This window comes from Achromobacter sp. Root170 (assembly GCF_001428165.1).
Lineage (GTDB): Bacteria > Pseudomonadota > Gammaproteobacteria > Burkholderiales > Burkholderiaceae_B > Achromobacter > Achromobacter mucicolens.
Genome location: NZ_LMHN01000015.1, coordinates 184191 through 198827, shown reverse-complemented (window position 1 = coordinate 198827; position 14637 = coordinate 184191). Strand labels below are relative to the sequence as shown.

At 62.0% G+C, this 14637-nt stretch carries 13 protein-coding genes and 1 tRNA gene; 5 read left to right on the top strand and 9 right to left on the bottom strand.

Annotated features, from left to right (window positions below):
- The first annotated feature begins 57 nt into the window (after positions 1-57).
- The 3 genes from ASD87_RS15320 to ASD87_RS15310 all read left to right on the top strand — a co-directional run bounded on the left by ASD87_RS15320 (position 58) and on the right by ASD87_RS15310 (position 3776).
- Complete coding sequence (locus ASD87_RS15320; RefSeq protein WP_056323181.1) at positions 58-1488, top strand: amino acid permease; 1431 nt, start codon at positions 58-60, stop codon at positions 1486-1488.
- Positions 1489-1546: 58 nt separating this feature from the next.
- A complete protein-coding gene (gene hutI / locus ASD87_RS15315; RefSeq protein WP_056323178.1) occupies positions 1547-2758 on the top strand; it encodes an imidazolonepropionase in 1212 nt (403 codons plus the stop codon).
- A gap of 67 nt (positions 2759-2825) precedes the next feature.
- Positions 2826-3776, top strand: coding sequence for a nitronate monooxygenase family protein (locus tag ASD87_RS15310; RefSeq protein WP_056323174.1), 951 nt, complete (start codon positions 2826-2828; stop codon positions 3774-3776).
- A 28-nt stretch (positions 3777-3804) separates the two neighbouring features.
- Here the strand turns inward: ASD87_RS15310 and ASD87_RS15305 are convergent, their stop codons facing one another.
- From ASD87_RS15305 to ASD87_RS15275, 7 genes are all read right to left on the bottom strand, one after another.
- Positions 3805-4776: a tripartite tricarboxylate transporter substrate binding protein gene (locus ASD87_RS15305; protein ID WP_056323172.1), complete on the bottom strand. Its 972-nt coding sequence runs from the start codon at positions 4774-4776 to the stop codon at positions 3805-3807.
- Positions 4777-4818: 42 nt separating this feature from the next.
- Positions 4819-6015 carry a CaiB/BaiF CoA-transferase family protein gene (locus ASD87_RS15300; protein WP_056323164.1) on the bottom strand — a complete coding sequence of 399 codons (1197 nt, stop codon included), beginning with the start codon at positions 6013-6015 and terminating at the stop codon, positions 4819-4821.
- Complete coding sequence (locus ASD87_RS15295) at positions 6012-6746, bottom strand: enoyl-CoA hydratase/isomerase family protein (protein WP_056323161.1); 735 nt, start codon at positions 6744-6746, stop codon at positions 6012-6014. The genes ASD87_RS15300 and ASD87_RS15295 overlap by 4 nt, the downstream gene beginning before the upstream one ends.
- 73 nt (positions 6747-6819) lie before the next feature.
- Entirely contained in the window at positions 6820-7347 is a 528-nt protein-coding gene (locus tag ASD87_RS15290) for a MarR family winged helix-turn-helix transcriptional regulator (protein WP_056323153.1), read from the bottom strand.
- A 52-nt stretch (positions 7348-7399) separates the two neighbouring features.
- Complete coding sequence (locus ASD87_RS15285) at positions 7400-8335, bottom strand: hydroxymethylglutaryl-CoA lyase (RefSeq protein WP_056323150.1); 936 nt, start codon at positions 8333-8335, stop codon at positions 7400-7402.
- Positions 8332-9951, bottom strand: a complete 1620-nt coding sequence (locus tag ASD87_RS15280) for an AMP-binding protein (RefSeq protein ID WP_056323147.1) — start codon at positions 9949-9951, stop codon at positions 8332-8334. Before ASD87_RS15280 ends, ASD87_RS15285 begins: the two co-directional genes overlap by 4 nt.
- Positions 9948-10709 (bottom strand): enoyl-CoA hydratase/isomerase family protein, encoded by a 762-nt coding sequence (locus ASD87_RS15275; RefSeq protein ID WP_056323145.1) that lies wholly within the window; start codon positions 10707-10709, stop codon positions 9948-9950. Before ASD87_RS15275 ends, ASD87_RS15280 begins: the two co-directional genes overlap by 4 nt.
- Positions 10710-11711: 1002 nt before the next feature.
- On the opposite strand from ASD87_RS15275, the gene ASD87_RS26620 reads away from it, so the two are divergent.
- Positions 11712-12419 (top strand): lysozyme, encoded by a 708-nt coding sequence (locus ASD87_RS26620; protein ID WP_082586301.1) that lies wholly within the window; start codon positions 11712-11714, stop codon positions 12417-12419.
- The gene (locus ASD87_RS26920) at positions 12419-13420 is read left to right on the top strand and encodes a M48 family metalloprotease (protein ID WP_142054104.1); all 1002 of its coding nucleotides are present in this window, start codon (positions 12419-12421) and stop codon (positions 13418-13420) included. Before ASD87_RS26620 ends, ASD87_RS26920 begins: the two co-directional genes overlap by 1 nt.
- 402 nt (positions 13421-13822) lie before the next feature.
- On the opposite strand, the gene ASD87_RS15270 is transcribed toward ASD87_RS26920, so the two are convergent.
- Together ASD87_RS15270 and ASD87_RS15265 are read right to left on the bottom strand one after the other, a co-directional pair.
- Positions 13823-13899: transfer RNA gene (locus ASD87_RS15270), tRNA-Arg, on the bottom strand.
- 115 nt (positions 13900-14014) lie between these two features.
- Positions 14015-14599, bottom strand: a complete 585-nt coding sequence (locus tag ASD87_RS15265; protein ID WP_056323144.1) for a helix-turn-helix domain-containing protein — start codon at positions 14597-14599, stop codon at positions 14015-14017.
- Between the last annotated feature and the right edge of the window lie 38 nt (positions 14600-14637).

The window sequence follows — 14637 nt, the reverse complement described above, 5'->3', positions numbered from 1 at the left end:
AAGGCGCCTCTCGCGGCGGTTGATGCCGAACGTCCAAGGGAACACGAGAGAGACACAATGCAAGCAACCAAGCAGTCCGACGCACCGGCCCCCGCGCAGGCGCTCACACGGGGCCTGAATGCCCGGCACATCCGCTTCATGGCATTGGGATCGGCCATCGGCACGGGGCTCTTCTACGGATCGGCCAAGGCGATCCAGGCAGCCGGACCGTCAGTGCTGCTGGCGTACCTGGTCGCCGGCGCCGCCGTGTACATGGTGATGCGCGCCCTCGGCGAGATGGCGGTCCGCAATCCGGTATCCGGCTCGTTCGGCCATTACGCGACGCAATACCTGGGCCCGCTCGCGGGCTTTCTGACCGGTTGGACCTACGCGTTCGAGATGATCATCGTCTGTCTGGCCGACATCACCGCGTTCGGGTTGTACATGGGCTTCTGGTATCCCGACGTGCCGCGCTGGATCTGGGTGCTGTCCATCGTCTGCTTCATCGGCGCCATCAACCTGCTGTCCGTCAAGGTGTTCGGCGAACTGGAGTTCTGGCTGTCGCTGCTGAAAGTCAGCGCCATCATTGCGATGATTGCGGGCGGCCTGGGCATCATGCTGTTTGGCCTGGGACTGGGTGCGGACAGCGCCGCGACCGGCGTGCACAACCTCTGGGCGCACGGCGGCTTCATGCCCAATGGCGTGGGCGGGCTGATTGCGTCGCTGGCCGTGGTGGTGTTCGCGTTTGGCGGCATCGAGATCATCGGCATCACCGCCGGCGAAGCCAAGGACCCGGGCCGCACCATTCCCCGCGCCATCAACGCCGTCCCGATGCGCATCCTGCTCTTCTACGTGCTGACGCTATTCGTGCTGATGTCCATCTTCCCGTGGACGCAGATCGGCAGCAAAGGCAGTCCGTTCGTGCAGATCTTCGACAGCCTGGGCATCGGCTCGGCGGCCACCATCCTGAATATCGTCGTCATCTCCGCGGCCGTATCGGCCATCAACAGCGACATCTTCGGCGCGGGCCGCATGCTTTTCGGCATGGCGCAGCAAGGTCAGGCCCCGCGCGGCTTTGCCTCGGTCTCGGGCAACGGCGTGCCGTGGATGACGGTGGTGGTCATGTCCGTGGCGTTGCTGGTCGGCGTGTTGCTGAACTATCTGATCCCGGAGAATGTATTCCTGCTCATCGCCTCCATCGCCACCTTCGCCACCGTATGGGTATGGCTGATGATTCTGCTCTCGCAAGTGGCGATGCGCCGCAAGATGCGCACCGAAGACGTCGCCGCATTGAAGTTCCCGGTTCCGTTCTGGCCGCTGGGTCCCTTGCTGGCCATTGCCTTCATGGTGTTCGTGATCGCCGTCCTGGGGTATTTCCCCGGCACGCAGACGGCGCTCGGTGTGGGCGCGGTGTGGATCGCGCTGCTATGCGTGGCGTACCGCTTGTGGGTGCATCCCAAACGCCCCGGCGGCGGCGCCCCCGTGCTGGCCACGCAGGGCTCGGATTGATCGACGCGGCGCCTGCCGGGGCAATCCGCTGGCCGGCAGCTGCTTGAAGGAGAAGTGCATGAGACAAGTCTGGCGGCATTGCCACGCGGCCACGATGGCGGGCGGCGCGTATTCCCTCATCGAACACGCAGCCATCGTGACCCGCGCCGAGCGCATCGAATGGATCGGTCCCGAAGCCCAATTGCCAGACGTGGACGCCGCGCACGTGCATGACCTGGGCGGCGCGTGGGTCACACCAGGCCTCATCGACTGCCACACTCACCTGGTGTTCGGCGGCGACCGCAGCCGGGAGTTCGAGCAACGCCTGCAAGGCGTCGACTACGCCACCATCGCCGCCCAGGGCGGCGGCATCGCCAGCACCGTGCGCGCCACGCGCGCGGCCACCGAAGACGAGCTCTACGCCAGCGCCCGCCGCCGCGCCCTGCACTTGCTGCGCGACGGCGTCACCACGCTGGAGATCAAATCCGGCTACGGGCTCGATCTGGAAAACGAACGCAAGATGCTGCGCGTGGCCCGGCACCTGGGCCAGACGCTGCCCATGACCGTGCAGGCAACCTGCCTGGCCGCGCACGCGCTGCCGCCCGAGTTCCAAGGCCGCCCCGACGACTACATTGATGAAGTCACGCAGCGCATGCTGCCCGCCCTGGCGGCCGAGGGCCTGGTCGATGCCGTCGACGCCTTCTGCGAACATCTGGCGTTCACGCCCGCTCAGGTGGAGCGCGTGTTTCAGGCCGCGGCACGGCTGAACCTGCCCGTGAAGCTGCATGCCGAGCAACTGTCTTCGCTGCACGGCGCAAGCCTGGCCGCGCGCCATGGGGCGCTGTCAGCGGATCATCTCGAATACCTGACCGAATCGGATGCGCGGGCGATGGCCAAGGCCGGGACCGTGGCGGTGCTGTTGCCTGGGGCCTTTTATGCGCTGCGCGAGACACAACTGCCGCCGGTGGACCTGCTGCGCCAACACGGCGTACCCATCGCCATTTCGACGGATCTGAATCCCGGGACGTCGCCCGTGCAGTCGCTGCGCTTGATGCTGAGCATGGCGTGCACGTTGTTCCGGATGACGCCGGAGGAAGCGCTGGCGGGCGTGACGGCGAATGGGGCCCGGGCGTTGGGCTTGTCAGCGACGCGCGGGACGCTGGAGGCGGGCAAGGTGGCGGATTTTGTCGTTTGGGATATTGCGCATCCGGCAGAGCTGGCTTACTGGGTGGGCGGCGATTTGGCCAAGCGCGTGGTTCGGCATGGGGCGACGGTGAATTTGACGGGCTGACGCTGCGACTTAGTTGATTAAATCAACGACTTGTCCGAGAATGGTTGCTTTCGGACGAGACGCCATCATGACCTTGCAAACCCCGCTGACCCATCTTCTGGGTATCCGATACCCCATCATTCAAGCCGGCATGAGCTGGGCGTCTTCCAACGCGGAACTGGCCGCCGCCGTGTCGGCCGCCGGCGGCCTGGGCGTGGTGGCATCCGGCCCGATGTACCCGGAGGCGTTGCAAGCCGCGCTGCGCAAGCTGCGCACCCTGACCGACGCGCCCTACGCGGTCAACATCCCGCTGTACAACAAGCGCGCGCGCGAACATCTGGACATCGCCATCGCCGAAGGCGCACCGATCATTATTGCCTCGCAAGGCGGGCCGAAAGAGCATCTGGCCCGCGTGCACGATGCCGGGATGAAATGGCTGCAGGTCATTGCCAGCCCTGTCCACGCCGAGAAAGCCCAAGCGGCTGGTGTGGATGGCGTGATAGCGGTGGGCCTGGAAGCTGGCGGACACCCAGGCCCGGACGAGATCACCACACAGGTGCTGCTGCGTGCAACGGTGCAGCGCGTGGACTTGCCGGTCGTCGCCGCAGGCGGCATCGCGGATGGCGCCGGAATTGCGGCAGCCTTGTGCCTGGGCGCGGCTGGCGCGCAACTGGGAACGCGCTTCCTGCTGACGCCCGAGGCGAGCGTGCACGCCGATTACAAGGCGGCGGTGATGGCCGCCGGCGTCAGCGACACCACCTTGGTCGGCCGCGGCCGCTCGCCGGTACGCATGCTGCGCAACGCCTTTGCCCAGCAGTACCTGAACGCCGAACGCACCAGCAGCGACGAAGCACTGGACGGCTTGTTCGCGCAAAGCACGCTGAAGCAGGCTGCGCTGGAAGGCAATGTCGACCTCGGCAAGGTGGAAGCCGGTCAAAGCGCGGGACTGATCGGCGACTTGGTGCCGGCCGCCGAATTGATGCAGCGCCTGGTTCAAGAGACGCTGGTTGCGATCCGGCGGCTTAGCGCGCTGGGGTGAAGCGCAAGTCCGCCACCCCGCGCGCGCCCTACTTCTTCGTCAGACCAGCACTGTCCACCAGCTTGCGCATCGCAAGCTGGTCTTTTTCCACGTATTGGGTGGCTTCCTGCGGCGTCAGGGTCCAGAGCTCCACACCCTGAGCGTCCATCAGCTTGCGATACTCCGGCGACTGGTTCACGGCCTGCACGGCCTTGTTCAGTTTCTCAAGCACCGCTTGCGGTGTGCCCTTGGGTGCGGCCAGGCTGTACCACGACGCTGATTCAGCGCCGATCACGCCTGCTTCAGCCAAGGTGGGCACATCGGGAAACAGGGCCGAACGCTTGGGGTTAGCATACGCCAGGGCCTTCAGTTTGCCGCTGCGGATGAACTGCACGCTGGCCGCCAGGTTCAGGACGGCCATATCGACCTGCCCGCCCACCAGATCATTGATGGCCGGCGCGGCGCCGCTATAGGGAATGTGCATGATGTCGACCTTGGCCTGCTGACGGTACAGCTCGCCGCCCAGATGCGGAGAACTGCCGGGCCCGGCCGACGCATAGTTGATCTTGCCCGGCTCCTTGCGCGCCAGCGCGATCAATTCCGGCAAGGTGGATACCGGCAAGGACGAACGCACGACCAGCATATTGGGCTGATTGGCCACGATGGTCACAAAGGCAAAATCCTTGATACCGTCGTAAGTCGTCCGCTGCATCAAGGGCGTCACGACATGCGCGGCCGACGTCCCCAGCAGCAGGGTGTAGCCATCCGGCTTGGCCCGTGCCACGAAATTTGCGCCGATCGCCGCACCGCCCCCGGCCTTGTTCTCCACGATGACCGGCTTGCCCAACTGTTTTTCCAGCTCGCGCGCCAGCGCGCGTCCCAGCACATCGGCGGGGCCGCCGGCGGCATAAGGATTGACCAGCGTGATCGGCTGGGTTGGGTAGGCGTCCGCCGCCAGACTCGCACCGCTGCAAATCATGCTGACACCCAGGCCGCACAGCAATCGCTTCAAGGTCTTCATCGTTGTCTCCTGATCCTCATCGGGATGCTTTTTTTCGTATTGCTAAATGGCGCCAAGCTGCCTTAACGCCGTGATTTCCTCGGCCGACAGCCCCAGCCTTGCGCGCAATACCTCGTCGGTATGCTCGCCCAGCAATGGTGGACGTTCGACCTGCGGATCTTCATAGCCCTCGAACTTAAAGGGCACCGGCACCGCGCCAAAACGGCCGATGCGGGGATGGTCATAGCTGGAGACCATGCCGCGCGCGCGGACATGCTCGTTATTCAGGATTTCGCCGACATCCAGAATCGGCCCGGCCGGCACGCCTGCGGCATCGCAACGGCGGCAAAGCTCGTCGCGATCCAGCCGGGCCACGGCAGCCTGCAAACCGGCCATGACTTCCTCCCGCCGGGCTACCCGCACGGCATTGCGCGCCAAGTCGGCATCCGCGCCCCATTGCGGTAGATCCAGAAGGTCGCAGAGCGGTTTCCAGTGTTGATCACTGCCGGTGATCTGCACCCATTTGCCATCGCGGCATTCAAAGGCCGCCGACGGCACCCGGCCAGGATGTTCCGTGCCCATGCGCGCCGGCACCTCTCCCAACGCGAAATAGCGCGCGGCCGCCAGCGACAACAGACCCACCTGTCCGTCCAGCATCGAGAAATCGATATGGCACCCGCGCCCGCTACGCTCGCGGCCGACAAGGGCGGACAAGATGCCAATCGCCGCCCACAGGCCCGAGGTCAGGTCGGCCACCGGCAACCCCGGCTTCACCGGTCCGCCATCGCGCTCGCCGGTCAGACTCATAATCCCGCCCATCGCCTGGAACACCGTGTCATAGCCCTTGCGCGGGGCGTACGGCCCGGTCATCCCAAAGCCGGTGCACGAGAAATAGATCAAGTCCGGGTTTCCCGGCGCGATGTGGGTCTTGTCCAGGCCGTAACGCGCCAGGGTGCCCACCGGAAAATTCTCGACCACCACATCGGCATCCTGCGCCAACCGGCGTATCACCTCCTGGCCCTCGGGCTTGCGGAAATTGACAGTGATTGACTGCTTGCTGCGGTTGAAGGCCAGGTAATAGGCCGACTCGTCCCCGTCCTCGCCGTGCACCTTGGGTTCGAATCCGCGTGTCTCGTCGCCGCCATCGGGCTGCTCGACCTTGATCACCGTGGCGCCCAATTCGGCCAGGATCATCGACGCGAAAGGGCACGCCAGCACCCGCGACAAATCCAGGATGGTGATGCCATCAAGCGGCTTCATCGCGACGCCCCCTGACGAAAACCGCGCATGATGACGTTGGCATCGCGACCCACCCCCAGCGCGTCTTCCAGCCCCAGGTCAGCGCACCGATGGAACGCGCGCTTGGTCAGGCCCATGGCCGCCGCTTCCCACCCGGCAAGACGCTCGGCAAAGGCCAGCGCCTGCGGCATGACGTCGGCGGCGGGCACGGCCCGGTTGGCCAACCCCAACGCCACCGCCCGATGGCCATCGATGGGCTCGGCCATGGCCACCAGTTCGAAGGCCTGCTTGCGGCCCAGCTGCCGCACCAGATTGGCCATCACCACGGCCGCCACGATGCCGTGACGCAGTTCGGGATAGCCAAAGCGCGTGTCCTCGGCCATCACCACCATGTCGCACGCCAGCGCAAGTCCTGCGCCGCCGCCCAGCGCATTGCCATGCACGGCGGCAATGACAGGTTTGCTCATGCGCGAGAAGACCAGATGCAGATCGGTGGTCAGGCTGGCGCGCGCCAGCACGGCCTCGGGATGCTCGGGCGTCAGCGCCGAAAACTCCGTCGTATCCGCGCCGGCGCAAAAGGACTTGCCATTGCCGGTCAGCACGATGCTGCGCACCGCCGGATCCTGGTCGGCCTCGCGCAGCGCGGCCAGCAACCCGGTGGTCAAGGCGGTGTTCAGCGCATTGTGCTTCTCCGGGCGATTCAGCCGAAGCACGCGCACCGCGCCTTGGTTCTCGACAATCAATTCAGCCATGGTTTTGCCTCTATTTAATTGATTTAATCAACTTTATGAATAAAAGAAAGCCTGTCTTGGACAGGCAATCGTCTCAGCGCGGCTGGACGCCGCGGCCGCGGCGGGCCGGCACTTCGGCCTTCAAGTCATTGAGCATGTCCAGCATGTGCGTCGTCATCTTTTCCAGGGCTCGCTCCAGCACTTCGCGCTCGTCTTCGCTCAGCACCGCCAGCATCTCCTCGTTACGCTCAACGGCAGCGGGAAACATCTCTTGATAGAGCTTTTTCCCGGCGCGCGTCAGGTCCAGGTTGACCCCGCGCGCATCCTGGGCATCCGCGCAGCGCTCGATCAGACCGCGGTCGATCAGGTCGGACACCGTGCGGCTCGCCTGGCTTTTGTCGATGTTGGCTTCCCGAGCCAGTGCGTTCAACGACATATTGGGCGCGGCGCCCAGCAAGGCCAGGATCCGCCACTCACGCGGACCCACGCCATAGCGGCTTTCGTTCAGGCCCGCCGCAATGCGGCTGGACACGTAGGCCAGCCGGTTCAAGCGATAGGAAAACAGCTCCTTGAGCGCGGCGGGCGCGGTACGGCCCGAGGAAAGCTTGCTTCGAGTTGCCATGGAGTTCTCTTGGAGCGGTTGCGGTGACGAGGGCATGATATACAAACGCCGCTCAAGCGCCGGCGCGGATCAGCGGATTGAAGCCGCTGTCGGCCACGCGGCTGTGCAGGTCGCGCCCCAGCACCGCGCGGCAACGCTGCGACACGACAGCCAGTGCGTCCAGGTCCAGACCCGTGCGCACCCCCATGGATTCGAACAGATTGACCAGGTCTTCGGTCGCCACATTGCCGGTATGGCCCCCGCCATACTTCACCTTTGCCGGATGCCCCCCCACGCCGCCGACGGCGCAATCGAACCAGCGTACGCCGGCGTCCAGCGCCGCCACGTAATTCACCAGGCCGGTTGCGCGGGTGTCATGAAAATGGGCCACCAGCGTGAGCTGCGGGAATTCGCGTTGCAGGGCGCCATACAAGTCGCGCACGGTTTGCGGCGTGGCCATGCCGGTGGTGTCGCCCAGCGTGACGATGTTCACCCCTAGCGCGGCGTAACGCTCGGCGTCGCGCAGTACGCTATTAGCCGAGACCGCGCCTTCAAAGGGGCACCCGAACGCCACCGAGATCGTGCCGATCATGCGAAATCGGCCACTGGCCAGCCTGGCCATCCCGGCGATGTTCTCCCATTGATCCGCGCGGCTGCGCTTCAGGTTGCGCTCAGAATGCGATTCGCTGGCCGATACCAGCAAGCTGATCTCGTTGGCGCCCTGCCCCTGCTCCAGATCCGCCAGCGCCCGCTGCACGGCGCGCTCATTGGCGCAGGTCGCCTTGTACCAGACGCCGTCCCGTCGCGGCAGCGCGGCCAGCATCTCGCTGGCATCGGCAAACTGCGGCACCACCTTGGGATTGGAATACGAGGTTGCCTCCACCCGCTCGAAGCCCAGCGCCGCAAACGCGTCGACCAATTCGGTCTTGACGCCTGTCGCAATGAAATCCGGCTCATGCTGCAGGCCATCGCGGGCAAAACACTCGCACAGCACCACGTCGCGCGTCATGGCTTTTCTCCCAGGCCGAACAGGCTGACCGCGTGGGCGCGCAACTTGTTCTTCTGCACCTTGGAGCTCCCGGTCATGCCGATGTTCTCAAAGGTATCGACGATTTCCAGATAGCGCGGCACTTTGAAATTGGCGCAACGGCTCTTGCACCAGGCGATGAGCTCGGCGGTCTCGGCCTGCTGGTCTTCACGTAGCAGCACAAAAGCGGCCGGCACTTCGCCCAGCCGGGCGTCCGGCACGCCCACCACCTGCGCCATGCGCACGGCGGGATGACCATGCAGGACCTCTTCAACCTCGGCGGGCGCCACGTTTTCGCCACCGACCCGGAACATGTCCTTCAAGCGGCCCACCATGCGCAAGCGGCCCTCGGCATCCATTTCTCCCAGGTCGCCGGTGCTTAGCCAACCATCCGCGCTCAGCGCGCGAGCGGTTGCCTCGGGCATCTTGTAATAGCCCTTCATCACGCTCCAGCCACGCGCCTGGATCTCGCCTTGCCCGCCAAGCGCCACCACCGCGCCGGTGGCCGGATCGACCAGACGGATTTCCATGCCGGGATGCGGCAAGGCCCAGCCCTGCGCGCGCAGCGAAAAAGCATCATCCCAGGCCGACATGACGATATTGGGCGACGCTTCTGATTGCCCATAGGCGTTGCACACCGAGGGCACGCCCATGACATCGCGGATCTTCTGCATCACCTCGGGACCAGCCGCGGCCCAACCGCCTCGCAAATGGATCCGCTGCCGGTCAAAATCCGGGTGCCCCATCAGCATCAGGAAGATGGTGTCGTTGCCGGACGTCAGCGTGCAACGCTCCTCGTCCAGCATGCGCAAGGCGTCGCCCACTTCAAAACGCGGCAAGGTCAGCAGGCAGCATCCCGTCACCAGACTCACCAGAATGGACAGCGTGGTGCCGGCCACGTGGAAGTACGGGCGGATACTGAAATAGCGATCTTCCGGCTGCACGCCCATGCGCTGCGCCACTGCCGCCGCGTTGCCCAGCATATTGGCATGGGTGAGCATGACGCCCTTCGGAAAGGACGTCGTGCCCGACGTGTATTGAATCAGCAGCACATCGTCGCTGCTCACGGCGCGCGCAGCGGCATCAAAACCGGCGGCATCGGCCCGGGTTGCACCCTCGATGAAGTCTGCCCAGGCGGTCGTGCCCGGCAGCCCGCGATCGCCCAGCACCACCACTTTCTCCAGCCTCGGCAGCACCGCGCCTGGCAGGCTTTCAGCCAGAGCGGGCTCCACCGTTTGCAGCAGATCCAGGAAGTCGATGCCCAGAAACGTATCGGCGGTCAGCAGCAGCTTGACGTCTGCCTGTTGCAGGCAGAACGCCAGCTCTTCCGTCTTGAACCGGGTATTGACCGGCACCGTCACCGCGCCTATCAGGGCGCACGCGTAAAACAGCTGCAGCCAGTCGCCGCCATTGCCGAGAAAGATGCCAACATGGTCGCCCCGGCGCACACCGGCCGCATACATCGCCTGCGCGCGCAACCGCGCCCCGGCAGCCAGTTCATCCCAGCTGAAACGTTCGCCCGGGGCGACAAAGGCCTCTTGCTGGCCTCGCACCGCCACCGTCTGCGCCAATTCGGCCGCCAGCGTCATCGTCTTCATGCTTGCGGCTCCTTGCCAAAGCCGGCAATCGCACCTTGCCAATCCGTGCCACGCAGGTTTTCTTCAATGGCCAGCAGTTCGATGGCCATCGCGCCTTCGCGCGTCGTGGCAAGGCCCTGGTCGATGCTGCGTTTGGTCAGCCGCATCGTCAGCGGCTGGGCCCGGGCCATGGCGGCCGCCATGGCCAGCGCTTCCTGACGCAGCGCATCGGGCGCATACACATGGTTGACCAGCCCGATCTCGCGCGCCTCGGCGGCGTCGAACCGGCGGCCGGTAAACAACAGCTCTTTGGCCTTGCGAGGGCCGGCAATACGCGGCAGACGCTGCGTCGCGCCCACCGTCCCCCAACCCACTTCGGGGTAGCAGAACACGGCCTCGCTGGAGGCCAACACAAAATCACAGGCGCCCGCGATCTCGCAACCCGAACCAAACGCCGGACCATGGACCACGGCCACCACAGGCTGCGGCAGCCGCTCAATGGCGGCATAGGCGGCAAAACCCTGCACCCGCCGCGCCGTCATCTCCTGGCTGTTCATGGTCTTGCGCTCCTTGAGGTCAGCGCCCGCGCAAAACGCCAGGCCGTTGCCCATGATCAGCGCCACATGCACGCCGGGATCCGCCGCAATCGCCTCCATGACATGCACCAGCTCCGCGCACATCTGCGAGCTAAGCGCGTTACGACTCTCGGGCCGGTTCAACGTCACCGTGGCGACATGGTCCTGCACGTCAAACAGAATCGTGTGATAAGTCCGGGTCATGCCTGCTCCTGATCGTTCGGTTGCTGTCACCGCAAGAAGCCGCGGCCACGGAGCGACTATAGGCTTATTAGTTGATTTAATCCACTATATTTTGGTGAGGCGGCGGGGTTGGGTTGGGCTTGATTGATCCATCTGTCGAAGGGGATGGGTCGAATCGAAGTGTGCGGGGCTCCGGGGCGCAGAGGAATCGGGATCAAAAAGAAAGGGTGTCTTTCGGCACTATGACCATCTCCTAGTCAGCGATAGGCGTCGTGAGAGGAGGTTTTATTCTGATGATGCCTCGTTGACGACTCACACACCGACTGATCGCCTGATTTAATTGGGTTAGACAGGTCATCGCCACAACGCCACCAGTGAAGGTTCACAGGCTCATGCCCCAGAATTCCGGACAAATGGGCTGACCCGACTGATGGATCCTTCCAATCAGCGGCGCCGATGCGAGCCACCTCTTGCATAAGTCGGCCGGTGCTGCTGCTGTTGCTCTCGGAGCCATGGTCCGCACTTCCCATCCGCCAAGAACGCTTTGCCCGCGCTGCATAAGTGAACTAATGCTCAAGCCTCAGCGTTTTTCGGATGGTAAGTATGCTTGTAGCGTCGAAAATAATAATGTTCATCTTTACGAAGGATGATCTTTCTTTCCGACAAGACCAAGGCGCGATTTACCCCTCCTACACCGAAGATCACTGCCCCAGCGCAGTCAGCAGCAATTCCCCTGCTCGGCAAAGCGGCGAACGCCAATGCGCATGCCATCAAATCCGGATCCTAAGCGGCTGATAACCACGCCCCATATGGAGACGACATCGACAAGTCGTGAACGCACCGAACCGGCCGTGCCGCTCGCGGTGACCTGCTCGTTATCGCCTGCACACCAACAGTGATGAAAACCCTACCATGCGCATACTCAATATTTGGTATGCGGGTCACCAACCATCTCATATAAATTAATAACGGCCATTCATTTTTTTATGCCTTCACGGGCTGCCATTTACAAAGGATAGCGAAATGAACATCACAGTGGCCAATCGTTTTTTTGCTTCGGTGTTGTTGTTCTGCGTAACGACGACCCAAGCACAGTATTTAGTTCCTAGAAGTCAAATCGAGGATTTCGACAGCAAGGCACTGGGAGCCGCGCCCAACCCGCCGGCCCCGACCCTAATTCCTATCGGAATGCTATTGCTAATGGACTTTGAAGGGTGGCGCCCTACCGCATACGACGATCCCGCTGGATTTTGCACTATCGGTTATGGCCATCTAATATCCAAAAGCGCATGCAAAGATTCTACTCTGGGAAACTTCTCAAAACCGCTAAGCGTTAGCGACGGGCGCCTTCTATTAGAAACTGACACCCAAAGCGCAAGAGAAGCCGTACATTCCCTCGTTACAAAGCCGATTAGCGAAAACCAATTCAGCGCGCTCTCCTCATTTGCGTTTAATGTCGGAAAGAAGAACTTCAAAAACTCCACACTTTTAGTACTTGTAAATCAAGAAAAACATGATTTCGCAGCGCAGGAGTTCAACCGTTGGATTAAGGCCAATGGCACAATTTTAAAAGGATTGAAGGACAGAAGATCGTGTGAATCAAAATTGTACGCAGGAACGCTAAAAGGAACTCCGACCGGTCCATTTTTGCGCGATGAATGCGTCATCTCAGGGGTTGGCGCCACCCCCTCGTTTGATGTTCTTTATGACATAGATATCGGGGAGCCCTAATGCGTACTTTGATTATAGCGATGAGCATCATAATTAGTACATTCCCCAGCATTGCAAGGTCCAACGATGACGTTGCGCTATGCGTTCAAACGCACCTCGCAAGAGAAGCGAAGATGGGCCCTGCTCTCGGTGTTTCGCCTTCTGAGGTAGAAGTAATTGTCTCGGACATTGCAAGACGCATCGCATTCCAGGGGACCATAAAAATTACCTACTGCGAAAACTACATTCGCACCGCAATAGCGTGGCGAGCCACGAAAAAAAATGCACCGATCCCCGAAGGCGAGTATATCGCGATAAATAATACGTGGCTGAGGGAAACCATCGGAACAGATAAATTTTTGGCTGTTGCATTACTGGGCCACGAACTGGGACATATCTATAACCAGCACTTTGAGGGTCGACAACACATACCAAGATTGCAAATGGAAACAGAAGCCGACCTGAGCGCGGGATGCGCTGTTGCGAGTCTTGGAGGAGACGCCAAGACATTAGAGGACTTATTCTATAAGCTTCGACTGGAGCAAGGGACGTCCGACTACCCATCTCGAGCGGACAGTCTTGCCGCCGCCAAGCAGGGATATGCGAATTGTGGTGGAAATAAGTCGAATGACTCGGACCACAAAGCATCACTTAGAGTAGCAGCCGATCCAGATACCGTCGGCATATACCCTAACGGATATCGTCCCGTCAATTATGTGTTTCAGTCATTAAACAATGTTGGCTTTCAAGTTGAAAGCGAGGATGCACAATGGGTACTACTGGACGGAACGCCTATATCTCCAGTTACCAGATTCAATAGAATTCTTGGGGGATCGTTTCCCGTTCGAGCAAATAGCCGCGGCATCTACCACAACAATATCTACCTACCGCCTAGAGAAGTCTCCATTGCCAATTCCCGCAACGAAGGCATCGTCCAGCTGAGACATTGGTTCAACCTGCGCGACGATAATGGCAACGTGTTCCAAGTGCCGGCGACGTTGCGAATTCACATTCTCAGGTAGAGTTAATAGCGTTTACACATCACTATTGGCATCCCCAGGCTAAATACCTGCTATAGCACAGTGGTTTAGTGGAGCCGGGTTGAGTGAAATGACTGTCATGAACAAACACCTGACCCTACTTGTACGGCATCATAGTCCGCGTTCCCCGCTCGATACTGCGTGACATCCGCCGCGTTTAATTGATCCCGGCTGGCGGCACATGCGGGATGCGGGGGAACCCCACCACCGGGAGGGAAAAGCCGGAGCGAACGGATGCGTGTTACCCCTCGTAAAGAAATTGGGGCCGTGCGCAGGCTCGATTATCCGCGAGCTTTTGGAATACTGCCGACTTCAATGCCGCTATGTGGGCGTAAGCGCCCGCCCCCCAACACCGACACGACCAATTTATTTAATTATTATTTCTGGCGCGGCAGGAGGGGCTCGAACCCCCGACCTCAGGCTTAGAAGGCCCGTGCTCTATCCAGCTGAGCTACTGCCGCGCGGTGTGAAGACGCCCGGAACCTGTCCGGGCCGCGCATTTTACCCTGTTGCGGAAAAAAGTTTGTCGCCCCCACGCGGGGCGCCCCTAGCTGGGCGCCCTATGCCAGGCGCCCCCTACTCCTCGCCAATGTCCGTATGCGTGGACACCCACAGCACGATCGCATCCTCCGGGCTCAGGCTGATCACCCGGTGCCCCATGCGGCTGTCTATATAGAAGCTCTCTCCCGCCTTCAACCGCGCGGGCTCATAGAACTCCGTATAGAGCTGCACCTCTCCCTCCAGCACATAGACAAATTCCTCTCCCCCATGGCGGCTCCAGTCCTGGAATTCGTCGAAGGAGCGGGCCTTGACGCGCGTGTGGAACGGCATCATGCGCTTGTGGGACAGCGCGGTGCACAGCAGGCGGTGGTCGTAGTACGGGGTTTCGTATTGGCGGCCTTCGCCCTGGCGGCTGAGGCTGCGGCGGCCGGTGCCCATGTGGGCGTCGGACGCGGTGAAGAGTTCGGCGACGTCCAGGTCCAGGCCGGCGGCGATCTTGATCAGGTTGTCATAGGTGGGGGACAGCAGGCTGTTCTCGATCTTTGACAGGGTCGACGCGGACACGCCGGTGGCCTCGGCCGCCTGCTTCAGCGTCCACGCGCGCGCCTGGCGCAAGGCTCGCAGCCGTTGTGCCAATGCGCTCTGTTTGTTGCCTTGCATTCTCTACACCCTGTCATGCCCGCAGTAGTCGGGCCTGA